The following is a 25,415-nucleotide window of genomic DNA, read 5'->3' on the forward strand; positions in this document are numbered from 1 at the left end:
CCTTTTACCAATCTTCGTGTAGGATTGCATACTCATAATTATCAGACCACCCCGTTTTAAGAGGTAATACTTTGCGTTTACGTCCTTCCCTAATCATTCCTACTTTTTCCAGTACTCTTATCGATCCCATATTGTCTACAGCACAACCTGCTTCAATCCTATGAAGTTCTAAATCTTTAAAACCCAATTGTAGTATTCTTTTAGTAGCTTCAGTTGCATAACCTTTGCCCCAAAAATCCGGGTGTAGTTTATACCACACTGAACCAATACGATATTTAGGAGTACCTATTTTAAGTGAAATTAAACCCAAAAATTCACTTGTATTCAATAATTTAATAGAAAAAACAAACTCTTTTCTCATCCTAAAACTATCGACCCATTCATCAAAGTACACTGCAGTTACCTCTTTATTGGTTGGAATCCCTAATGTATTATACTGATCTACTTTAGGAATTGATAGCAATTCATGAATTTTCGGTAAATCAGACAACACAACTGTATCTAGCTGCAATCGTTTTGTGGACAACGCTAATGTTTTCAATATAATCGTTTTTAATAATAGGTTTTACTTGTATATTCCTAATATACTTTTTAACCTCTTTTAAATATTTCAAAAAGTTATTAACACTTCTGTAGTTAAACCAAAACTTTAACCTTTTGTCGACAAAAATACTGCAATCCGCTAATTCAATACTTTAAACAGTAATATAAAACCTACTTATAAACAATTAACCGTATAAAACAATTTGTTTACCACTGATTTAAAGCATTTTATAGTTTGATTTATTCTAACTTTGGCGTGAATTTATGATTAAAGAAATAAAAATAAGTTCCAATATACTAACTTATAACGTAAATTTTCTATGAAAGCCGCCCCAGCTTGCCTTCTGTTGATTTCCTTTTTATCCACTAGTCTATTTTTTGCTCAAGAGCATATTACTAATTCTAAATTGGAAACAACGAAAAATAACAATCAAAAATCCATTCGACATAGTACTAAAACTTTCGAAGAAAAACTTATTAGCTATACAGAGCCTTTGGATCTTAGCGAATCGACAAATACTAATACTAATACTAAATCAAAAAAGACTGATATAAAGAGAAAAACAACTTTGCAAATGACTGAAACAACCCAAACTTCAGTTCCGAGAACTACGATAGACTTTTTTTAGTTATTAATCATCTTAAGTTAAGAACGAAATTGTTTGTTCTTAATGAGAAGCTCCCTTTATTTCGCATCTTATATTGGGAGCTTTTTTTATTTTTTGTTTTAACCTAACTATTACCACTAAGTCGTCTGCTTACCATACAACCTAAATTAAGACTCTTCCTGTTTAGTCTTTCGTGATAACCATAAAACTGCTCCTGTTTATTCAGTTTTAAAAAAGGTTATATTATATTTTAATCTAATTAAAAATACTAAAACGGCTCCAATCAGTATAGCTGTACATACTCCGTAAAGACCAAATGATGAAACTAGTATCATTGACAAAACTAAAGTTAGTGTCAGACCTGCCAATGACGTGATAGCCATCGATATGGTTTTCTTTTTATAGTTATACGGAATTCCTAAATAACTGCTCAAGACAATGAACAGGTTGGCGAAGGCTAAAAAAGGTAGATAGTTTAAAGAGATTACCAAGTTAGGAAATAGAATTGGCATTACAATCCAAAGTGTTAATTGAAGAAGGAGAATTGACGAAATTACCATCAAAATAGTCCTCAGCACTATTTTCTTGAAAAAAGCACCTTCTTGTCTGAAATTGTTACTTGATAAACAATGATCCTGTAATGAATAGTAGTAAAACATTCCAATAAAAAATATACCTATAGCTATCTTTTCTGCCACTGCAAAAATACCGTTATCATCTAATTCAAGATTGTACAGGATAATATACTTATTAACTGCAAAAAACGAAATCCAACTAAGTGCATTAATAATCAAAGGGACTGAATATTTTATCAGTTTTTTTAGATTTAGAATTGTAACTTCTGCGTGTCTATAAAATTTGATAAAATCAAAATGGTATATCGTCAAAATGATACCAATAATATTAGATAATAACAAAGCTAATAACACGTTGTATAATTTATCTTGTGTAAAAATAGCAACGAGTAAAGATGCTGCAGTATATAAGATACTTTTAATAATACCTACTACCGTAAATACTGTGACTTTTCCTAGTCCCCTTATAATCTGAAAAAATGCATTGAGAACGATATGACTAACTAATATGAAATACGAAAGCGTCCATAAATCTTTAGGGAACGTATAAAAAAAATATCCTAAAACATATAAAACGGTACACAACATTACCATTATTACCAACACTACGATACCATTAGAGAAACTAATTTGCTGTTCCGCTAAGTCATTGGTGCTAAACCACCTGTAAACAGCTTCTCCTATTTGCAATGAAAAAATAGTAGCTAATATGGTAACTGTTGACACAATCAAATCTAATTTGCCCGTATCTTCTAATCCAAGATAGGTTACCACTATTGGAAAGACTATAATTGCGATAAATTTACTCGAATAATTGCCGATAGAGTAAATAATCGCATTTTTAAAAATTTTATTACTACCCCTAGATTTTTTGAATCTTTTAAAGTAGTTTTGAATCATATCAGATAACATGAAAACATTATTATTTATAGGTCATCCCGGCCATGAATTACTAGCACATAAATTTTTAAGTGTCTACAAACCCGACGTCGTATTTCTTACTATGGGCTCTGGCAGCAATGACTCGCCAAGGATACAACAATCTATTGATTTAATTGAATCTTTAGGTCTTAATGTTTATTATCCTTTTGAACCCTTTACTGATCGACAAATATATGATTTAATATTATCTCACTCTGTAGACTCCTTCCATAGTGTAAAATCTGCTCTTAAGGAGTTTATTGTTTCGCATAATATAGAAATGATTGTAGGGGATGCTTTAGAAGGATTTAATCCTTCTCACGATGTATGTAGATATTTAATAAATGCTACTGTATTTGACTTAAAGGACAAAGTACTCTTAAAAAATTATGATTTTTTTCAAGAAGATGTTCGTATGAACCGATCAGCTTCTAAAAAGCCTGAAGATATCACCCTCGAGTTAGACGAAACAGAACTTCAAAACAAGATGGCAGCATCATTAAATTATCCTGAGATAAAACTAGAAGTCGACAAATTTGTGGAGCATTATGGAGTTGAATTTTTCAACATAGAATATTTTAGAAAAGTAAATGATCCTTTAAAAATTAAAAACTGGAATACAGAATTTCCATTTTACGAAGAGTTTGGTAGAAAACGTATAAAAGAAGGAACATACTCTGAGCTAATATCATTTAAAGAACATATGGAACCTTTGGCAAAAAAAATATTCCAATTAGGTTGACTTAATTCTTTTTAATGAACATATTGATTACTAATAATGAAATGGATAGTTATACAGGTACAACTGTATACGTTAAAGAATTGGCCATTGCATTGGTAAAAAGAGGAGAAAATGTTCAGATCTACACTAGATATGTAGGTGAGATAGGATTAGATATCCAAAGAAAAGGAATTATGGTTACCGATTCCTTACGGGAAATTACTTTTATGCCCGATATCATCCATACTCACCATAATACTACAGTTTTTGATGTGTTGTTTTATTTTAAGAACACACCGGTTATTTTTTGGATTCACGACCGATTAACGCCTCTTGACTTCCCTCCTTTACACAAAAATATTATCCGGTACCTTTCTGTAGACTATAATTGTAAAGAAAGATACTCTGCCGACTGTGGTTTCGATCCATCGGATAGTGAAGTTATATATAACTGGGTGAATTTAGAAAGATTTACCTTGAGAAAAAAGCTTAACCAAGAGCCAAAAAAGGCCTTAGTTTTTTCTAATTACGCAAACAACGATAATCATTTAAAAAGTATTCAAGAAGCTTGTGAACAAAGAGGACTGCAGCTAGATGTAATTGGAAAAGGGACCGGAAATCAGAAACGAGATCCCGAAGCATATCTGATGAATTATGATATAATTTTCGCAAAAGCCAAAGCAGCTATGGAATCCTTGGCTTCAGGTGCTGGAGTTATTATTTGTGACTACACAGGGTTAGCAGGTTTTGTTACCAGTGACAAATTAAAACATTATCGGAAATATAATTTCGGAATGAAGTTAATGGATCGATTGATCACTAAAGAATATATCATTGAAGAAATAAAAAAATATGACTTGGATGATATTTTCAAAGTTTCAAAAACCATCAGGTCAGAAATTGACATGGAGAAAATTATTAATCAAATCCAATCGTTATATAAAGATTGCATTACCAAATACGAAAAAGGTGATCGAGGAAAGTATAAATTTTCATTAAAAAACTTCTTGATCATAAAAATTAAAACATTCTATATATCTAACTCTCAATATTTATTTTACAATTTTAATTCTCTATTTATCTTCTTACATGTTATTAAAAAAAGACTATTCCCATAGAATTTCTAAAAATATACTGTGGCTGTTCGCTTCCAAAACTTTATACAAACACCTTTTTTATAAACACCTTATTACATTAAAAGCTTAATCCTAACCCAAAAGTAAATCTCAGCCCATCATCACTGCTAAACAGGTTGAATTGACCTGCAATTGCGTCAACGGCATTGATCCAAAACCCTCCTCCTATAGAGTCGTGCCAATTATTAGAGTCTTCCTCATCAAACCAAACCCTTCCGACATCATAACCTCCAAATATGCCCAGTTGTAATGGTAATAAACCTGTTTTAAACTTATTGAAACTATATCTTAAGTCTGTGCTAAAAGCTAATGCCTGATCTCCTGTAAAACGTTCTTCTCTATATCCTCTTAAGCTATTGATTCCTCCTAAAGTAGTAGCCTGATAAAACTCAAAAGCATCTCCAATCAAAAACTCAGCTTGTACATCTGTCTTTAACACAAGTTTTCTGTTTTTGGTGATTGCATTATAAAATCCAAGTCTTGGCTTTACGTATCCAATTGTTCTTTCTGCATCATCCAAATTCATTTTAGAACCGCCTTGTAAGGTAAATAACATTCCTCGGGTAGGATTAGCCGGAATGTCTAAACTTTTATATTCATAATTTAAGTCTATACCAACGAAAAATTTTCTTTCAAAAAACGCTCGATCAGCCGTAATAAACTCAAGACCAGGAAGCCCTGACGTTATGAATCTTCCTTGTGAGTCCTGAACCTCAACCCCTTCATAAGAGGCTGTAATGGAGAAATCATTTCCAAACCTTCCTTTTTTAGCTGCTCCAATATTCAATCCCCATATTCCGGTTTTAACCCTGTTGTAATCTAATCCAAGGATATCATCAGAATTAACGGTATTATTCCCATAACCAAAAAAGTTCTGAGCAAAGTTTTCGCTGGTATATTTTGCACCAACCAATAGGTTCCAATCTCCAACAGCATTGACGAACTCTCCTTTATAAGAAATATCATAACCTTCTGTCGCAAAATAATATGCGCCTTTAAACACGTGCCTGCTTTGGTAAGGATTATTATTAAAACCTCTTACGGTATATACATCCGTTATATTAATATTGACTCCATCATCGGGATTAAATCCAATCAATGGTGTAATTGTATTTGTTTTATCTATATACTTGTTATAATCATATGTGTTGTGATTATAATTATTACTAAAGATAAACTTGGCGCCTCCCTTTTCTTTTACCGTATTGGGCTTTGTCTTGTGATCATATACTCGTATTTGTCTGCCATTTTTAATGGTATAAACATCATTATTTTGCCCACCAACAATTCTTAGGCAAATTGGATTCTTTCCTTTTCCATTTACCACAAACTGATCGTCGTCATCCAAACCATAAATCCAGATTTCTTTTGTTTCTTTTGAAGAAATCGTTCTTTCATAAAAAGGTTCTTGCAAAGTCCCTTTTTTTATTCGAGAAATCTTGATAGTCGTTTGATCATCTGCTCTCGTAATTTCAAAAAAATCATCTTTATCCGTTCCTGTAATGATAACTTGTTTAGAGAGATATTTATAATATCTTGCTGCAATATCTTCTACATTATCTCTTCTTTTTCTTAAATCCTTTTTAATTTTTTTTACAGTTTCGTCTTGTAATTCTATTGGTAAATTTTTAAAAGCCTTATCGATAGACTCATCGCTAAGATTGTTTTTTATGTATCTGGCTTGTTCTAACCAGATTTTCTTATCAGAACTTTGTGCAAAATTTCTATCCAAACGGATTCCGGCCTCATTTATCCATCTAATATTCTTTAACTCTTCATCATATACCTGAAACTTTCTCGTAATAGGAACTATAAACTTAATAACATCTATTAAGCCTCCGTCATAATTAGAAAATACTTGATCTCGGTCTTTTGGTATAGGTCTATAGATTTTACCCTCATCGGTGTCGAAACGAGACCATCTCCACTGATCAGAATGTCTATCCCAATCTCCTAAAATCATATCAAACAACCGAGTTCTTATATAATGGGGCTCATCCAGTGTATATTTTTCGTCCTTTCTCAGGTTTTTCAGCATGTCATCGGTGCCTTCAATATCATCTGGTTTTCCAAAAGAGGCTTCTGCCCTATGCTCTTTTCCAGGACGCTCTTCCAGGAAATACATTTCATCTCCAAAGTCCTTATTATATTTTCCCAAAGCAGGATGTTTAGGTATATAGTATATTTTAGAATTAGCGTGATACACATCAATGGCATCAGCTAAACCTCCTACCACCAAAAATGCATATGGGTAACTGGATGTATAAAAATCAGAAAGAAGCTCTTCAGTAAAAGTATCATCAAAACCATCCTCTAAATACGTGTCTTTAAAGGCTCCTTTTTGTAGAAACTGAGTAACACTCTTTCGCATAGCTCTTAAGCTAAAGCGTTTCCCGGCACTATCAACTAAACGTAGTGATCTTGTTACTTGTCCTCCTCCTCTTCGGTCTATAGTAAATCCACCCATCAAAGTATCCAAAGTAGCCACTGGAATTTTTATATCCGTGCTATATGTTTTTCTGTAGTGGTCACCCCATAATGACTTATAGAAATTAGTCTTTTCAGTTTCTTCTTTTTTATAAATGGAAACTGAAACTTCGTTGTCAAAAGAATTCTTCAGGCTACTGATTGCATAAGACTCAGGTTTTTCGTGAACTTTTGTTTGATAAACTAATGCAGTTTTTCCTTTTTCGTTTCCATAAAAACGTACATTAGATGAACCATCTTTGTATATATCCAAAATCGCAAAACCCTGATTTGGATAAGAAAACTTTCCATCTTTTCCCAAAGAAGCAGCAGATTTTTTAGAACCAGATCCAGAAACGATTTGTTTTAAACCATCATTATCTATATACTGTAAAGAATGTTCATGTCCCGACGCAAAAATGACTCTCTCACTATCTCTGGCAATAGTAGATAGTCGTCTCATCAGCTTATTATAACTTTCATTATATCGATCCTGAGGCGATACACCCCCCTGAGAACGAACTTGAGTAACCAAAGATCCAATTATTGGTAGGGGTATATGATGTCTCGTTGGAAAAATGTGTTTTTTAAAACTGTATTTTCCGCCGTGTGGACCATTTGTAAACATTGGGTGATGCATTACCACCAAAACAGTCTTACCGTTATGTTTTTTTAATTCCCCTTGTATTTCATTTAAGAATTTATCTCTGGTTTTAATTTGGCAATTATCATTGATCGTAGGGTTCTTATTCCAATCTGCAAGATACCATTGTGTATCTAAAATTAGCAACTGAATTTGATCACTCACTTCGATACTCTCTAACGGACATCCTTTAGACGGTAAAAATGAATTCTTATTATCCAGTTTCTTTGTTACATATTTTTCCTGTCTTTTTAACCCCTTTACACCATCATTATACCAATCGTGATTACCCGGAATAAAAATAACCTCACCGTCAAATGAATCTGCAGCACCGATTTGAGCATCTATTCTATGTTCGGATAAATCTCTTTTGGCCGATTCTTTTAAAGGCATTCCTTTTGGATAGATATTATCTCCCAAGTAGATTAGATAATCATCCTTGGTATTTTCTTTTTGTAAAACCTGTTTTAAAGCTTCTAATCCAAGAGTGTTTTCATTTATATCAGCCCCTCCGGCATCACCAATCAAAAAGAAACTTTTTTCTATCTCTTTGCTCGGTAATGAATCTGAAAAATTCTCGTCTAAATATTGAGGAGTGTATGTTGCACAAGAGCTAAATAACAATATGGATATTACCACGAAGGTCTGGATATTTCTATTCATAAAAGGATACATTCACTTTTTTTAATTATTTTGGTTATTGAAAAATTACAATATGGAAAACTTAGTGGAGAAAACTGATAATTTTGTTTCTGATCTTTTTAATAAAAAGCTACCTAAATCCTGTATTTATCATAATTATACCCATACCAAAAGAGTATTTAAAAGTACAAAAGAAATTATTGACAACACGAACATTTCTGAAGAAGATAAACTGGCTTTGTTACTGACTGCTCTGCTCCATGATACGGGATACTCACAAAATCTAAATGACCACGAAAAACATAGTGTTCTTATTTCTGAAACATTTCTTAGAGAACAAAAAGCTCCCGAGGAATTAATAAATAAAGTTTCTGCACTTATTTTGGCCACCCGTATGGAGTACGAGCCTGCCAATTTATTAGAAAAAATTATCAGAGACGCAGATGCATCACACTTGGCTAAAGATTATTTTAAAGAAACAAGTGAATATCTAAGACAAGAGTTTGAATTAAATTGTAATGAAAATTATAGTAATAATGACTGGCTAAAAATTAATATTGATTTTTTACAAAATAAACATCAATTTTATACGGATTATGCCTTAGAAAACTGGCAACCTAAAAAAGAAGCACATCTTTTGGAAATACAAAAAGAGCAAACCGTTTCAAAGAAAACGAAGAAAAAAGCAAAGCTTAAAAAATTAGTAAAAGAGGAAAGCCCGGAAAAAGGTATTCAAACATTATTTAGAGTTACTTTAAGAAACCATTTGAAACTAAGTGACATTGCAGATACAAAAGCCAACATACTTTTGTCAGTTAATGCCATTATTATTTCCTTAGCACTATCAAACTTAATCCCCAAGCTAGACAATCCATCTAATCAATATCTTATTTATCCTACAGTTATTTTTATTGTATTTAGTATAATCTCCATGCTTTTATCCGTTTTGGCAACACGCCCTAATGTGACCAGCGGAGAATTTACTAGAAAGGAAATTGAAGAAAAGAAAGTTAACTTATTATTTTTCGGGAATTTTCATAAAATGCCTCTAGATGAATATAAATGGGCGATGCACGAACTTATGGATGACAAGGAATACATTTATGATACCATGATCAAAGATTTATATTTTCTAGGAAAAGTTCTCAATAGAAAATATAAAATCCTTAGAATAACTTATACTGTTTTTATGATCGGTTTTATCATCTCGGCTATCTCTTTTGTTATTGCGTTTAATACGCTACAGTAGAGTAGCAACAACAATATTAAATTATTTGTTTATTTCCTTCATCAGGTCTGCATAGGTATAATACTCTTTAGCTTCTTTATTTTTGCTATAAAGAATATTTACTCTTAAGGCTTTGAGTCCGGTAACACCTTGGAGATCCTCTAATTCAACTATTTCAATTTCATCTTCAAGATAGTTTTTGGACTGTAAGAAGTTAATGTACTTTATATATTCCTTCTCGTCTGATCTCTGAGAGTAAATAATAACCAATTTTCCTTTTTCGGTAATTCGCTGATTGGTGCCTTTTATATACGCTTTATCCACTCGCTTTTTAACCACTTCGTACCTTGCGTTATACGTGCCGTCTACGTCAAAGCGTTTTTCATCCATCCTAAATCTTACAGACAATGAAGCATTAAAGACCAATACCATAGAAGCAACATCTAAGGCTACCGGTAGATCCTGCTTAAATTGATAGTATTCATTTTCCATTTCACACATCACCTGTAACTGCCACAACCTTAAGTTGTAAAGGTAAATCTTGTTAAAGCTATGCTGTTTGGTAATAGATTCTCCAATATACATACTATGCTCTACACCATCGGTTTTAAATCTTTCGAAATAATGAGGATACATTTTTTGGGCCTCCTCTTGTTTTTCGTCCAATAAAGAAGCCATTTTTTTGTTGATCAACATAACAGACTCATCATAAGCCTTGCGGTGTCTGTAAATCATTTTTGTATTTGGATCCAGTGAATTATTATATTGATTAATCAGGTTTTTTAATTCAATATTGGTACCTTTAAGATGCTTAAACAATGGTTTGATTTCATCCTTAATAAAATTTAAGATCTTTTGCTCGCTATCCACCTGTAATTGATCCTTAATAGAATCTATATAGGTTTGTATTCTAAATTTGATTTGTTCATAAATCGGTATTGGGTTTATCTCAAAAACCTTCTCGATTACTCTGTTAATACCGTTTAATTGTAATACTAAATCCTTCTGTACCGACCTATTTCGAGCCTCAGAGGATCCTTTGATATCGATCTGCCCAAATAATGGGTACACATCTTCAAAAATAACTTCTTGAAATGAGGTAGGGTTTTCCTCAACTTTTGCCAGGATAAAGCGCTTAGCTTCCTGCCTAAACTTCCAATAAACACTAGGGTGAATCGATGTACATTCCTGTTGAATGACTAATTCTAATTCATCTTCTGCTTTTGCCTTAGATCGCAGAACCGAGTCTATTAAGTAAGGCATAATATCCAACAATTTATGCGCATTGATACTATTTAGCTCCTGGATGTTTGGAGATACAATTTCAAGAACACCCAATAATTTACCGTTATCTTCTATCGGAGCAATAATGGCACTATTTATATTCTGCTTGGCAAGGTTACTATACATCAACTCATCTGGATAAGTCTCGATTATTTTTTGCACGTTTGAAATCGCAAATGCTTCTGACTTCTCAAATAAAGAATGATACGTTCCCTTGCACAAAGCTGTTTCACAACTGTCTGAAAATTTATCATATAAAATATAACTATCAATCGTTTTAAAAGGAACTCGTTCTAAAACTCCTTCTTCTTCATTGTAATTAGCAAAACCTACCTTAATCTCAGGTAGGTTAAAAATCCCTCTAAATATATTTTGAAAACTATCGATAAAATCACCTTTTGTTTTATCATATTTTAATAAACTTGTTTTAAACTCTGATAACGAAACATCTGTGGTGACATCAAATAGGTTTGCAATAACTATTCCTTTAAAAACCCACGTATTTGGTGGAAACTTTTCCTTCCATATTTCTACATTGTCAAAATTATCAAGCAATACAGCGACGTCTTCTTCGGTAATATCCCTTGCTCCCTCTTTTTTTATAACTTCAATAAAATCCCCATTATACAGAATCCTATAATGCCTCATAATTCCTGATGCATCAGGAATATCATAAAAAAATGGTCTTCTAAAATCAATTTTATAGCCATAATATTGACTTAAAATGATGCTACAACCCATAATAAAATAATGGTCTTCATCCAGGTTTTTGATTTGTGGTTCAAAACCCGGCCCTGCAGCTTTTATGATATTTTTATATCGTTGAGTAGATTTGACAACGGTATTATTAAAAGGAATGGTAGCGATTTTAATTTCGTTCTCTTGTAAAACCTGTGCAAAAGAATCCTCTAACACTAATTCTATTTGCGGAAGTAATTCCTGTAGTCTCTCTTCAGAAGTAATACCATCTTCGAGTTCCGGATATTTCGATGCAATTTCTAAAATACTGTTAGCTCGATCACGAAGTAATGGATTATCACTATCTAGAAATTCTCGGTACTTATCAAAAAACAAAGAGAAACTTATTTTAATATCCAACGGGAAATCGTGCTCCAATACCTTCATAACGGTTTATTTACGGTGGTTATACAAAAATAGCACAAAACTTTGGCGCTCATCACAGTATTAACAATTAATTAGACTCTCAAGTACTATATTTTTCCCGTATATTTTGCGTCCATATGATGAATATATTGACTGAAATAAAGAATAAGAAAAAGGCTAGTTGTTGAAAATAATGACAAACGCTTCCATTAATCTATTGTGCCACTCCATTAGACTCTCTTTCTATAGAATTTGTTACAAAGGATTATGCTTTAAACAAGGGAATAATCAACAAATAGCAAAAATTAACAATTACTTATATTTTAAAGTTAATTTTTGTGGTATAATTAGCATATTGTATATTTTTACGCTTCTAAAAAAAATTAAGGATGAAAAAAATAGTATTGCTTGCACTCATAGTACTGTCTGTGGCTTGTGAAAAGAAAGAAACAGGATATTCGATTTCTGCAGAAACGAAAGGATTTGAAGACGGAGTAACGGTATATGTAAATGCAATAAACAGGTCTAATCGACCCACTATTATTGATTCTACCACTATAAAAAATGGTAATTTTAAAATAGACTTACCTCCTGTAGAAGATAATGACTTTAACTACTTAACTTTTAAAGGAGTTCCACAAAATGTTTTGTTTTTGGCGGAAAACAATCCGATAAAAATGACTATTTATAAAGATAGTTTACGCTCATCGATTATTAAAGGAGGAGAAGAAAACGAGCTATTTTTTACCTACCTTAAGAAAATGAATGCCTTTGGTAAAAAAAGACAAGATTTGAGTAATCAATATCAGATTGCTTCCAAACTTAAAGAGACTGAGAAATTGTCGAAGTTATCAGTTCAATTACAACAAGCCCGAACAGATGAAAATAACTATCGAAAAGAAATTGCAGCGAATAACCCAAATTCTTTGGTAGCTGTAATGGCGCTTACAGATTTGTTGAATCTTAAAGCAACTCCTGCAAAAGAAGTAAAGAAAATATATGCGACGGTTGAGGATACTCTTAAAACATCCAGATTGGGTAAAAATTTGGATAGATTAATCGCTGCATCCATCGGTAAGATAGATATCGGTAGTGAAGCTGAAGATTTTTCTGCACCCAACCCAGAAGGTCAAATGGTTTCTCTTAAAGAGTCTATGGGTAAAATAACCATTATTGATTTTTGGGCATCTTGGTGTAAACCTTGTAGAGCAGAAAATCCAAATGTTGTTAGAGTTTATAATAAATATCACGATAAAGGACTTAATATCATTGGTGTATCTTTAGATAGAAATAAGGATCACTGGATCAAAGCAATTGACAATGATAATTTGGACTGGAATCACGTATCCAATCTAAAATTTTGGCAAGATCCTATTGCCAAAGCATATGGAGTGCGATCAATACCGGCCACCTTTATAATAGATGAGCAAGGAAATGTAATCGCTAAAAATTTAAGAGGCCCTGCGCTAGAAAGCAAAATTTCAGAATTGTTGGGAGAGGAATCGATGTAAATTTCTTTTTCTACTCTTTTAGACACTATAGAAAACGACCTGATAATAGGGTCGTTTTTTTATCTAAAGCTTGCCCAAACGCTGCATAACAAATAAAATGATTATTGGAATCGCTAACAATCCTATCATTAACAAGTTCTGCTGAAATAAATAAGGAGCTAGAATTAATGTCACTATATAACCCCCGGCTGCTCCCCCGAAATGCGCATCATGACCTATATTACCTGTTCTACTTTTCATACCGTAGATGGAATATAGCAAATATCCGATACCAAAAACATAAGCTGGAATAGGAATGGGAATTAGCATCAAATATAATTTCATATTTGGCTGAAATAATATTGCAGAAAATATAATTCCAGATACCGCTCCGCTAGCTCCCACAGCGCTATAATGATATTCGTTCTTATGAAAAAACAACGAAAACAAATTCCCAATAAATAAACTACCAAAATAGACCACCAAAAACTTGATGTTGCCCAAAGAGTTTAAGACAACCGGTGCAAAAAAATACAAAGTAAACATATTGAAGAATAGATGCATTATATCCACGTGCAAAAAACCGGAAGCTAACATTCTTAATTGTTCTCCTCTTCTAATTCCACCAACATTAAATTTATACCTTTCAAAGAAAGAAAAATCATTTAATCCTTTTAATGAAACAATCACATTCGCCAAGACGATGACGATAACAGTAATATCAAGATTTAGCATATTCATTTTTTTCTCGTTCAAATATAGTATATATTTTCACCTAACGAATTGAGATTTCCTTTTGAAATGAGATGATTTTATATTTTGTTAATAGTAGGTTAAAATAGATTACCTTTAGCATTTCAAAAAAAAATCAATGCAATTAGTTATTTATTGCCTCGTATATCCATTGCTATGGATCATATCAAGACTTCCTTGGAGGCTATTCTATTTTTTATCCTCTTGCACTTACATCTTAGTCTATTATATCATTGGATATCGAAGAAAAACGGTTACCGAAAATTTAAAATTAGCATTTCCTGAAAAAGATAATAAGGAAATAAAAAGAATTTGTAAAGCCTCGTACAAACATATGTGTGATATGTTTTTGGAAATGATAAAATCACTATCTATTAGCGAGAAAGAGATCATAAAAAGATTTCAGATAACAAACCTCGATATGTTGCAGAAATTAGAGGAAAAGAATAAAAGTATCATCGTTATGATGGGACATTACAACAGCTATGAATGGACAAACTCTATTGACCTTATCAGCAAATTTAGATGTGTAGGTATTTATAAGCCAATTAAAAACAAATATTTTGACAAATTAGTGCATCGTATCCGTGGTAGATTCGATTCTCGATTAATACCAAGTTCGAAAGTTTTCAAACAAATGACCTTGGATCAACGAGAGGAAAATCCTGAGCTTAGTCTGTATGGCTTAATCTCTGATCAATCGCCAAAACTCTCTCACGCTACTTTTTGGACAGATTTTATGGGTATAAAAGTCCCTGCTTTTGTTGGAGGAGAAGTATTATCAAGACGGTTGGATCTTAGTATCTTCTATCTACACGTAGAAAAAATAAAAAGAGGATATTATAAAGCTGCTCTTATTCCTATTTCTGAAAATCCAAAAGATGAGCCCGAGTATGTTATTACTAAAAAGTTTACGAGACTTTTGGAAGCGCAAATTACAGATAAACCCGAAAACTATTTGTGGACCCATAAACGGTGGAAACATCGTAATGCCGAACCTATTAAGAATGCTGTAGTTAGTTAATATTTCGATTACATTTTTAAGATTATTCTAAGACTTTACCCTCTAAATAATTTTATCTTTGTACGCCTAAATCAACACAATGCAACTATTGATATATCGCTTGGTATATCCTATTTTGTGGATTATATCAAAACTCCCTTGGCGCTTATTTTATACATTCTCCACCTGTATATATATTTTTATTTACCATATCATACGATACAGAAGAAAATCAGTAACAGAAAATCTGATTCTTGTTTTTCCAGAAAAACCTCAAAAAGAAATCAATAGAATTCGTAAAGCCTTCTATAAGCATATGTGTGATATGTTTTTAGAGATGGTAAAATCTATTTCTATTAGTGATAAAGATCTCTTAGAACGATTCAAAATCATAGATATTGAAACACTAAAAGATTTGGAATCGAAAAACAAAAGTATAGTAGTCTTAATGGCTCATTATGCTAGTTACGAATGGGCGACTGTTACACAATTATTAATTGATTTTCCTACGGTGGGTGTTTATAAACAAATTAAAAATAAATACTTCGACCAATTGGTACACAGAATTAGACAGCGATATGATGCCCGACTTATCTCCAGTTATAATGCGATGAAAGAGATAACCAGAGATAAAGTCAATGGTAAATTGTGTTCGTATGCATTTTTATCTGACCAATCGCCAAGCCTAGATAAAGCTACTTACTGGACAAATTTTATGGGCATTAAAGTTCCAACCCACGTAGGCGGTGCAGTACTGGCGAAAAGACTGGATATGTCTGTTGCCTATTTGCAAGTAGAAAAAATAAAACGTGGCTATTATCAGGCAAAGTTTATTCCTATTACTGAAAATGCCAAAAATTGTGAAGATTTCTACATTGTAAAAAAATATTTACGAATGGTAGAAGAACAAATTCGTAAAGCGCCAGAGTATTATTTATGGACTCATAAACGATGGAAACATCGTGATGCAGAAATCCCAAAGGATGCAACTATTGATTAAAATCTCTAGGATGAGATGAAATGAACAAGAGCATTTCTCTATTATTAGATTCCAGCGATTTCTTTTAGTGTTTCAATAGTATCATTAGCCAATTGATCTGCTTTCTCTTGACTCAATGCTTCTGTATAAATTCGAATAATCGGTTCTGTATTACTTTTTCTAAGATGAACCCAACTATCATTAAAATCAACCTTTACACCATCTACCGTACTTACTTCTTCTGAAGCATGTTTTTTATGAAATCCTTCTAAAATTGCATCTACATTCAATTCTGGTGTTAACTGTACTTTATTCTTACTCATGTAATAGGATGGATAACTATTTCGCAACTCACTCACACTACATTTTTTTTCTGCAAGATGTGTTAGAAAAAGCGCTATCCCTACCAAAGAATCTCTTCCATAATGTAGCTCTGGATATATGATTCCACCATTTCCTTCTCCCCCTATCACCGCGTTATTTGCTTTCATCTTAGCAACCACATTTACCTCTCCTACTGCACTTGCCTCATAAGTACCCCTGTGCTTTTCGGTTACATCCCTAAGTGCTCTACTAGAAGATAAATTAGAAACCGTATTTCCTGGAGTTTTACCCAAAACATAATCTGCACAAGCAACAAGTGTATATTCTTCTCCAAACATTTCTCCATCCTCACTCATAAAGGCCAAACGATCAACATCTGGATCCACCGTCAATCCAAAATCTGCTTTCTCTTTTACCACTAATTCTGATAAATCTGTTAAATGCTCTTTTAGCGGTTCTGGATTATGTGGAAAATGACCAGTTGGTTCACAATACAATTCTACTACCTCAACTCCCATCTTTTTAAGTAAAGCCGGAACTGCAATTCCTCCAGTAGAGTTGACTGCGTCTACAACCACTTTAAAACCAGCCTTCTTTACAATTTCTGAATTTACCAGTGGTAACTTTAACACTTCTTCAATATGTTTATCGATATAGGTGTCATTTGTAGTAATTGAACCTAAATCGTCAACCTCTGCAAAATTATAATCGTCATTCTCTGCTATATCTAAAATCTTTTTACCGTTTTCCGCGTTTAAAAATTCGCCTTTATTATCCAGTAACTTTAGCGCATTCCATTGCTTCGGATTATGGCTAGCTGTCAGTATAATACCTCCATCCGCTTTTTCCATAGGAACAGCGACTTCTACTGTGGGAGTGGTAGACAATCCTAAATCTACTACGTGTATCCCTAATCCTACCAAACCATTCATCACCAATTGCTGAATCATTGCTCCAGAGATCCGGGCATCTCGCCCCACAACTACTGTTGGGTGCTTTTTACCTGTTTCAACTTTTAACCAGCTACCGTATGCAGATGCAAATTTTACTGCATCGACAGGAGTTAAATTATCTCCTACTTTTCCGCCAATGGTTCCTCGAATACCTGAAATTGATTTGATTAGTGTCATAAATGGATAGATTGGTTTTTGTTTTGACAAATGTACGTGCTACATATGACTGCTGCAACACCCAAATTAAAGTTTACATAAAAACAACAACAACTTTCTAAAAAATTGTAAATTCACCTAATGAATTTTTTAGCCCATATTTACCTTTCCGGAGATGATCAAGAACTAAAAATAGGTAATTTTATAGCCGACTCTGTAAAAGGCAAAAAGTTTTTAGAATTTCCAGATAGGATACAGCAAGGAATCACATTGCATCGTAAAATTGACACCTACACAGATAACCATCCAACCGTTAGAGAAAGTGTTTTGAGATTATTTCCTAAATATGGGCATTATAGCAGTGTCATTATCGACATATTATATGATCATTATTTGGCGGCCTATTGGAAGGATTATTCTGAAATACCACTCGAAATATACGTCTCTGATTTTTATGATTTACTTCAAGAGCATTATGAAGTATTACCAAAACGAGTTCAAAATTTTTTACCCTACATGCTACGAGATAACTGGTTATTAAGTTATGCCACTATTCCGGGAATCGGTAGAATATTATATCAAATGAATCATCGAACCAAGAATAGATCAAAAATGAATTTTGCGGTTATTGAACTTGAAAAATATTATGATGATTTTGAAAAAGAATTTCGTTCTTTTTTTGAAGAACTTGAATTGTTTACAAAAAATGAAATCCGAAAGTTATGAGAGTATTATTCTTACTTTCTTCATTGTTATTTTTCATTTCTTGTCAGGAATCAAAAACCCAATTTGCCACTAAGAACATCTGTACCGATCAAATTTCTTTGTCAAATAAAAATGGGTTTACTAAAAACTATTATGCAAACTCTATTAACCTAGAAAGTATTGGTCATTACAATAAAGGAATCCAACAAGGTTTCTGGAAATATTATTATCGGAATGGAAATATAAAAGCAGAAGGACATTATGAACAAGGAAAAAAACAAGGATATTGGAAAGAGTATCATAAAAACGGAGTTGTGAAATCTGAAGGACATATAGACCAATGCGAACCCACTGGATACTGGAAATTTTATGACAAGAAAGAAAATTTAATTAACGAAATTAATTACTAATAAAACCCTGAACACTATGCGATTGATGTACCTATTACTTTTTATACTGGTTATCTCCTGCAAAACAAACCCTGAAACAAAGATTGTTGTCAAAACAAAACCCGTTTTTGGGGTCATTGAAAAAAATGCCATGGTCGTCTCAGCAAGAGAAGAAGCTTCTAAAATCGGTAAAGAAATTCTTCAAAAAGGCGGAAATGTCTTTGATGCTATGGTAGCTACCGAAATGGCTTTGGCTGTATCTTATCCATATGCAGGAAATTTAGGTGGTGGTGGCTTTATGGTATACCGAAAGGCAGATGGCGAAGTCGGCGCTATTGATTATAGAGAAAAAGCTCCTCTTGCTGCCACAAAGGATATGTATCTTGATGAAAACGGAGAGCCTGTTCCAGAAAAAAGTCAATTAGGAGCAATGGCTGTAGGAGTTCCCGGTACGATTGCAGGTATTTTTGCGGTGCATAAAAAATTTGGTACTCTTTCCATAAAAGAGTTATTAACCCCAGTTGCTCAACTTGCTGAAAAAGGATACGTCGTTACCAAAAAACAAGAAAAGCGACTTAGTCGTTTTAGAGATTTATTTATAGAAACTAATAAAGACACTATTCTTTATGCACAAGAGCATAAAGCGTTTGATACCATAAAAAATCCTATGCTAGCTGCCACTATTCAGAGAATTATTGAAAATGGCAGAGATGAATTTTATAATGGAAAAACCGGTCAAAAAATGGTTGCATACGTGCAGTCGCATGGTGGTATTATGACCATGGATGATCTCAATAAATATGAGGCCAAATGGCGTGATCCGATTCAGTTCACATATAGAGACCTGAACATCATTTCTATGTCTCCTCCATCCAGCGGTGGGGTTTGTCTAGCTCAAATTATGAAAATGATCGAACCTTATGATCTTAGTACTTATGGGCATAATACGTTAAAATCGATTCAGATAATAACAGAAGCAGAAAGGCGAGCATATGCAGACCGAAGTTTTTATTTAGGTGATCCTGATTTTGTTAAAATCCCCGTAGATACGCTGATTAGTGATGCATATTTATCAGGTAGGATGCGTGATTTTGATTTTGAAAAAGCAACACTTTCTTCTGATTTAAGTTATGGCAGTATTCCGGGATATGAAAGTAGTGAAACTACACACTATTCAATTATAGATCAATTTGGCAATGCTATTTCAGTCACTACAACCTTGAACGGAGCTTATGGATCTAAACTCTATGTTCCTGAACTTGGTTTTTTTTTAAACAACGAAATGGATGATTTCAGTGCTAAACCAGGCACTCCAAACATGTTTGGATTATTAGGTGCTGAAGCTAATGCTATTGCCCCAGAAAAAAGAATGCTTAGTTCTATGACGCCCACACTTGTTGAAAAAGATGATAAACTTTGGATGTCTGTAGGAACTCCAGGCGGGTCTACAATTATCACTTCTGTGTTACAAACCATCTTAAATGTCAAAGAATATGGAATGACGATGCAAGATGCCGTCAATGCTCCCCGTTTTCATCATCAGTGGTTACCGGATGTAGTTGTTTTCGAACCTAATTCCTTTGATAAAAAAGTTCTAGACAGTTTAAAGGCAAAAGGTTATAAAACAAACGAAGAAGAATCCAGAGTCATTGGTAAGGTAGATGGTATTCTTGTTCTACCGGATGGTCGTTTAGAAGGAGGTGCTGATAAACGTGGAGATGATACAGCAGTCGGATTTTAAATCTAACTATTGATCAAATTGTAAAAAAATTAGTTAGTTGTATTTTTCTAAATTATTAAAATAAAAGTTATGATTTTAATAAGTAAACACGTCTAAAAACAATTTTTCCTCAATAAAAATTAATTCATCATAGCCGTATTTTGGGATGACGCAACAAAATTATCATTAATTGCAACATATTTTACAGTAGAGCTTTCTTCTTAAAAATAACTTAGTAGTCATCAACTAACATTGTTAAAAACGTAAACACAATCCAAAAGCAATGTTTAAAATAGGTAATTATGAAAAAAACATTATTCTTTATTCTATTAAGTTTAGGAACCTTATGCGGTGTAACGGCTCAATATAGCATTACGTATGATTCTGCAAACCCTGTGACAGTTGCAGCTGGTCAGTCTATAACCTTAAATTACACCTACACGGCGTCTATGCAAGTCGGTGCACAGTTTCAAATATTTGAGACAGATGCAGCTGATATTTTTGGAGGATCTACCGCTGTAGGTTCAAGCGTTGCAGAATTCCCAACGCTTTCTATGGCAACGAACCAAGCCGGAACAATTACCTTAACAATTCCAGCTAACTTCCCAACAAGCGCATCTTTATCCGGTACACAATATCGAATATTTGGTAAACTTTCGTCCGAAGCTAATAGTGATGCTACGTCGGATGTAACTTGGGACAGCTCTGGAGAATATCCGTTAATTATTGTAACAGGATCACCTTATACCATAGCGTATAATTCTGCTAATCCTATTACTGTAGCAGCAGGAGAGTCAGTCACTTTAGATTACACATATACAGCTTCTATGGATGTTGCAACACAATTTCAGATTTTTGAAGCGGATTCACCAACTATATTTGGAGGATCTACAAACACGGGAACTGCTGTAATCGTAACTCCAACCGTAACTGCAGGAACGGATGTAGTGACATCTGTGACTTTAGATATCCCCTCGAATTTCCCTCAAAGCTCATCACTTTCAGGAACCAGCTATTACATATTCGGAAAGCTATCTTCTGCTTCAAATCCTGATGGTGGAACTGATGACGCTACATGGAGTGTTAACGGAAACTATCCGGAGATCATTGTTTCTGGTGTGCTAAGTACTAATGAATTTGATTTTGACAAAAAGGAAATGTATTTTGATTATGACACAGCTTCATTAGTTCTAAGTGACTCGTTTAGAACAGAAGCTCTTCAAATTTATAATACAAACGGGAAAAGGGTTTTAGATATGCCTAACGTAGATAATGCAAATCAGATAAACCTGTCTCAACTACCTAGAGGGCTTTATATTGTAAAAACAGATATTACGTCTTTAAAATTTATAAGATAACATTCCTATATCATCTTAAATTTACACACACAAACCAACTCATTCATTTAACTCGAAAAAAGCCAATAATTTTCATTTTATTGGCTTTTTTTGTTCCTAAAAATTTGTAATAATGCGCTAATACTGGTATAAACCTTAGCTATCCTTTCCGATACCTTTTTATGTATGATAAGAATTGAAAACCTCTCTTCTTTTTCCTGAAGATAACAAAGGAATCTCATCAACATACTCGATTTTTATATGAGCATCTTCTCCAAAATATCCTTTATATTCTTCTAACATTTTTTGTTCATCTACTTTTTTGTCAGTATTAAGTTTAATCAAATAATCCTTTTCACCATATTGTACCAATTGAAACTGTTTATAGTCTCCATATCTACAAAGTTTGTAGGAAACGTGAGAAGGAATAACTTCGCCCTTAGTATTATATATCAAATCTAACTTCCTTCCTTCAATTGATGATAAGTAAGGTACATTGTCTTTATTAATCCCTATTATTCCTACATCACCGGTATCGTATCGAATTAGTGGCATTGCATAATTATGTAAATCTGTAACTATGATTCTTCCTCTTTTACCTGCAGAAACTGGTATATCGTTATTCAGATCAAAAATCTCAATATAATAACTGGCAGAATTAATGACAAATTTTGAGATATCACTTCGGTCCTCCTGCGCCAAAATTCCGTTTTCATTATTAGAATACCTCGAGACAGGCAAAATCCCAAAATATTTCTCCATACTACTCCTAACGTATGCATTAATTCCTTCAGACATGGTAATGATAGACTCAATATTGGAGACTATTGGCGTAGCTTTGGTTCTATCCAGATACTGACAAATAGTGGTAAAAGCAGAAGTATATCCTAATAAGCTTTTTTTTGAAGTATCGTCCCTTAGATCTTTGATAAACTCTTCTATTTCTGTATCCGAAAGTTCGAATACACTTTTAGGAACTATATTCTGCCACCAAAACTTTGATCTCCAATTATGTTTATAACTATCCGACCAGATTTTGACATATATAAGTTTTTGTCCAATATCATATCCTGATCTTTTTGAAAAATAAAGATTATCAGCTGTATTTCTGCACCGTTTACTCTTATTGTGCAAAATAGAAAAAGGAGCACCCGTTGATCCACTTGTAGAAACTAACACACAGTCCTTGGATTTATAAGTCGACGAGATAAATTCGTCAAAGTTATCCCGAATTATATTCTTATTGATTACCGGAAAATCCAAAATAGAATTGTAACCAGCATATTTTTGGTAAAACCATGTCGTGCTGACTGCATGCTTTAGAATCGCTTGAAGATATTCATTCTTTCTTTCACATACCAAAGAAGAATTTGGACTTTCAATAATCTCTTTAATATCCTGATAATGCTTTCTGATATCATTTCCTTTGAGGATATCAAAAAACCAAAAGATTTTTCTGCGAAAAACTTGTAACAAATCCATCAATATATTCAATTACTACATCGATCAAAAATTGTCTGATCAAATAGCGGATATCTGAATTAAAAATAACAATGTGTGAATACGATACGATATCTAGGGGTAATTTACTGGGTAAAAATAAACTATTTTTCGCTAAGCTTACCTACAATAACAAAAAAAATGCACAGCTTTCACTGTGCATTTTTTTATATAGAATAACAATTCTTACTTCACCTCTTCAAAGTCTACATCCTCAACATCACTAGCTTCAGAATTTCCTCCTTCCGGCTGCGTACCAGCTTCAGGTCCTGCTGCACCTCCTTGTTGTGCTTCTGCCTGAGCCTTATACATATCCTCGCTAGCTACTTTCCAAGCTTCGTTGATTTTATCGAGAGCTGGTTGAATCACTGCTAAATCTTTAGATTCATATGCTTTTTTCAATTCTTCAAGCGCGTCTTCGATTGGTTTCTTCTTATCATCAGATAATTTATCTCCGAACTCTTTAAGTTGCTTTTCTGTCTGGAATATCATTCCATCTGCTTCGTTCAATTTATCAGCTGTTTCTTTTGCTGCTTTATCTGCTTCTGCATTAGCTTCAGCTTCTTGTTTCATTCTTTCGATTTCTTCTTCAGTTAAACCAGAAGAAGCCTCAATACGAATATCCTGTGATTTATTAGTCGCTTTATCCGTAGCAGAAACTTTGATAATACCATTAGCATCAATATCGAAAGTCACTTCAATCTGAGGAACTCCTCTTTGTGCTGGCGGAATCCCGTCTAAGTGAAAACGGCCAATGGTCTTATTATCAGCTGCCATAGGTCTTTCTCCTTGTAATACATGGATCTCTACAGAAGGCTGATTATCTGCTGCTGTAGAAAACACCTGCGATTTTTTAGTCGGAATTGTAGTGTTTGCTTCGATAAGTTTTGTCATTACATTACCCATCGTTTCTATACCTAAAGAAAGAGGTGTAACATCTAACAACAATACATCTTTTACGTCTCCGGTAAGTACTCCTCCCTGAATTGCAGCTCCAATGGCTACTACCTCATCAGGATTTACACCTTTACTTGGTGCTTTACCAAAGAACTTTTCTACAGCTTCCTGAACTGCAGGAATACGAGTAGAACCTCCTACCAATATGATTTCATCAATATCACTTGTAGAAAGTCCTGCTGCTTTTAAAGCAGTACGGCAAGGCTCGATAGTACGTTTTACAAGATCATCTATTAATTGATCAAATTTTGCTCTTGTTAAAGATCTTACCAAGTGTTTTGGTCCACTTGCAGTAGCAGTAACGTATGGTAAATTGATCTCTGTTTGAGCAGAAGATGATAATTCTATTTTTGCTTTTTCTGCAGCTTCTTTCAAACGCTGTAAAGCCATAGGGTCTTTGCGAAGATCCATATCTTCCTCAGCTTTGAACTCTTCTGCTAACCAATCAATAATTTTTTGATCTACATCATCACCTCCTAAGTGAGTGTCACCATCTGTAGATAATACTTCAAATACTCCATCTCCTAATTCTAGAATAGATACGTCATGCGTACCTCCTCCAAAATCAAATACAACTATCTTCTGATCGGTGCCTTTTTTATCAAGACCATAAGCCAACGCTGCTGCTGTAGGCTCGTTAATAATTCTTTCTACTTTCAGTCCAGCGATCTCTCCAGCTTCTTTAGTTGCCTGGCGTTGTGCATCATTAAAGTACGCAGGTACTGTAATTACTGCTCTACTCACATCTTGTCCCAAATAATCTTCTGCAGTTTTCTTCATTTTCTGAAGTGTCATTGCAGATAATTCTTGTGGTGTATATAAGCGACCATCGATGTCAACTCGAGGTGTATCATTATCTCCTTTTACTACTTTGTAAGCAGCTCTTTCTGCTTCTTTTGAAGATTCAGAGAATTTATTACCCATAAATCTTTTTATAGAAGAGATCGTTTTTGTTGGGTTTGTAACTGCCTGACGTTTTGCAGGATCACCAACTTTGATTTCCCCTCCTTCAACAAATGCGATTACCGACGGAGTGGTTCTCTTTCCTTCAGCATTAGGGATAACAACAGGCTCATTACCTTCCATCACAGAAACACAAGAGTTTGTTGTCCCTAAGTCTATTCCTATTATCTTACTCATAATATTATATTAATGTTTTAGTGTTGTTCCTAATAATTTACTCCGTATAAGTCAATGATTATGCCACGACCATTTGTATGACAGGATGTCACTATTTCCTGATATCCATTCGAAAGCTGCACTTGCCTGATTTATATA

Annotated in this window: 18 protein-coding genes and 1 pseudogene; 11 read left to right on the plus strand and 8 right to left on the minus strand. The window is 33.6% G+C overall.

What is annotated here, in order from left to right; all coding sequences use genetic code 11:
- Positions 1-4 precede the first annotated feature (4 nt).
- The gene (locus ACE94K_RS18650) at positions 5-541 is read right to left on the minus strand and encodes a GNAT family N-acetyltransferase (protein WP_378175934.1); all 537 of its coding nucleotides are present in this window, start codon (positions 539-541) and stop codon (positions 5-7) included.
- A gap of 322 nt (positions 542-863) precedes the next feature.
- Between ACE94K_RS18650 and ACE94K_RS18655 the strand changes: the two genes are divergently transcribed.
- A complete protein-coding gene (locus tag ACE94K_RS18655; RefSeq protein ID WP_378175937.1) occupies positions 864-1,172 on the plus strand; it encodes a hypothetical protein in 309 nt (102 codons plus the stop codon).
- Between the two features lie 197 nt (positions 1,173-1,369).
- Here ACE94K_RS18655 and ACE94K_RS18660 read toward each other — a convergent pair whose 3' ends face one another.
- Positions 1,370-2,638: a lipopolysaccharide biosynthesis protein gene (locus ACE94K_RS18660; RefSeq protein WP_378175940.1), complete on the minus strand. Its 1,269-nt coding sequence runs from the start codon at positions 2,636-2,638 to the stop codon at positions 1,370-1,372.
- Here ACE94K_RS18660 and ACE94K_RS18665 point away from each other — a divergent pair.
- Complete coding sequence (locus ACE94K_RS18665) at positions 2,637-3,389, plus strand: hypothetical protein (RefSeq protein ID WP_378175942.1); 753 nt, start codon at positions 2,637-2,639, stop codon at positions 3,387-3,389. The two genes, ACE94K_RS18660 and ACE94K_RS18665, sit on opposite strands and share 2 nt — an antisense overlap.
- Positions 3,390-3,403: 14 nt before the next feature.
- On the plus strand, positions 3,404-4,486 hold the full coding sequence (locus ACE94K_RS18670) for a glycosyltransferase (RefSeq protein WP_378175944.1): 1,083 nt from the start codon (positions 3,404-3,406) through the stop codon (positions 4,484-4,486).
- A gap of 76 nt (positions 4,487-4,562) precedes the next feature.
- On the opposite strand, the gene ACE94K_RS18675 is transcribed toward ACE94K_RS18670, so the two are convergent.
- Entirely contained in the window at positions 4,563-8,276 is a 3,714-nt protein-coding gene (locus ACE94K_RS18675) for a metallophosphoesterase (RefSeq protein WP_378175947.1), read from the minus strand.
- Between the two features lie 52 nt (positions 8,277-8,328).
- On the opposite strand from ACE94K_RS18675, the gene ACE94K_RS18680 reads away from it, so the two are divergent.
- A complete protein-coding gene (locus tag ACE94K_RS18680; protein ID WP_378175951.1) occupies positions 8,329-9,504 on the plus strand; it encodes a Pycsar system effector family protein in 1,176 nt (391 codons plus the stop codon).
- A gap of 21 nt (positions 9,505-9,525) precedes the next feature.
- On the opposite strand, the gene ACE94K_RS18685 is transcribed toward ACE94K_RS18680, so the two are convergent.
- Positions 9,526-11,892 carry a GAF domain-containing protein gene (locus ACE94K_RS18685; protein ID WP_378175954.1) on the minus strand — a complete coding sequence of 789 codons (2,367 nt, stop codon included), beginning with the start codon at positions 11,890-11,892 and terminating at the stop codon, positions 9,526-9,528.
- A gap of 368 nt (positions 11,893-12,260) precedes the next feature.
- Here ACE94K_RS18685 and ACE94K_RS18690 point away from each other — a divergent pair, with 368 nt between their 5' ends.
- Positions 12,261-13,382 carry a redoxin domain-containing protein gene (locus tag ACE94K_RS18690; RefSeq protein WP_378175957.1) on the plus strand — a complete coding sequence of 374 codons (1,122 nt, stop codon included), beginning with the start codon at positions 12,261-12,263 and terminating at the stop codon, positions 13,380-13,382.
- 63 nt (positions 13,383-13,445) lie between these two features.
- On the opposite strand, the gene ACE94K_RS18695 is transcribed toward ACE94K_RS18690, so the two are convergent.
- On the minus strand, positions 13,446-14,096 hold the full coding sequence (locus tag ACE94K_RS18695) for a rhomboid family intramembrane serine protease (RefSeq protein ID WP_378184326.1): 651 nt from the start codon (positions 14,094-14,096) through the stop codon (positions 13,446-13,448).
- A 133-nt stretch (positions 14,097-14,229) separates the two neighbouring features.
- Here ACE94K_RS18695 and ACE94K_RS18700 point away from each other — a divergent pair.
- Positions 14,230-15,138: pseudogene (locus ACE94K_RS18700) on the plus strand (lysophospholipid acyltransferase family protein); the annotation flags it as partial.
- Between the two features lie 79 nt (positions 15,139-15,217).
- A complete protein-coding gene (locus tag ACE94K_RS18705; RefSeq protein WP_378175959.1) occupies positions 15,218-16,117 on the plus strand; it encodes a lysophospholipid acyltransferase family protein in 900 nt (299 codons plus the stop codon).
- A 44-nt stretch (positions 16,118-16,161) separates the two neighbouring features.
- On the opposite strand, the gene glmM is transcribed toward ACE94K_RS18705, so the two are convergent.
- Entirely contained in the window at positions 16,162-17,550 is a 1,389-nt protein-coding gene (gene glmM / locus ACE94K_RS18710) for a phosphoglucosamine mutase (protein WP_378175962.1), read from the minus strand.
- Between the two features lie 120 nt (positions 17,551-17,670).
- On the opposite strand from glmM, the gene ACE94K_RS18715 reads away from it, so the two are divergent.
- The 4 genes from ACE94K_RS18715 (at position 17,671) to ACE94K_RS18730 (ending at position 21,701) form a co-directional block, all read left to right on the plus strand.
- On the plus strand, positions 17,671-18,255 hold the full coding sequence (locus ACE94K_RS18715; protein WP_378175965.1) for an ACP phosphodiesterase: 585 nt from the start codon (positions 17,671-17,673) through the stop codon (positions 18,253-18,255).
- Positions 18,252-18,644 carry a toxin-antitoxin system YwqK family antitoxin gene (locus ACE94K_RS18720; RefSeq protein WP_378175968.1) on the plus strand — a complete coding sequence of 131 codons (393 nt, stop codon included), beginning with the start codon at positions 18,252-18,254 and terminating at the stop codon, positions 18,642-18,644. Before ACE94K_RS18715 ends, ACE94K_RS18720 begins: the two co-directional genes overlap by 4 nt.
- 16 nt (positions 18,645-18,660) lie before the next feature.
- Positions 18,661-20,364 (plus strand): gamma-glutamyltransferase, encoded by a 1,704-nt coding sequence (gene ggt / locus ACE94K_RS18725; protein WP_378175971.1) that lies wholly within the window; start codon positions 18,661-18,663, stop codon positions 20,362-20,364.
- Between the two features lie 281 nt (positions 20,365-20,645).
- Positions 20,646-21,701, plus strand: coding sequence for a T9SS type A sorting domain-containing protein (locus ACE94K_RS18730; RefSeq protein WP_378175974.1), 1,056 nt, complete (start codon positions 20,646-20,648; stop codon positions 21,699-21,701).
- A gap of 159 nt (positions 21,702-21,860) precedes the next feature.
- Here the strand turns inward: ACE94K_RS18730 and ACE94K_RS18735 are convergent, their stop codons facing one another.
- A complete protein-coding gene (locus ACE94K_RS18735; protein WP_378175977.1) occupies positions 21,861-23,162 on the minus strand; it encodes a CoF synthetase in 1,302 nt (433 codons plus the stop codon).
- Positions 23,163-23,366: 204 nt separating this feature from the next.
- Entirely contained in the window at positions 23,367-25,277 is a 1,911-nt protein-coding gene (dnaK, locus tag ACE94K_RS18740; protein ID WP_378175980.1) for a molecular chaperone DnaK, read from the minus strand.
- Positions 25,278-25,415: the final 138 nt, after the last annotated feature.

Source organism: Aquimarina besae (assembly GCF_042434905.1).
Lineage (GTDB): Bacteria > Bacteroidota > Bacteroidia > Flavobacteriales > Flavobacteriaceae > Aquimarina.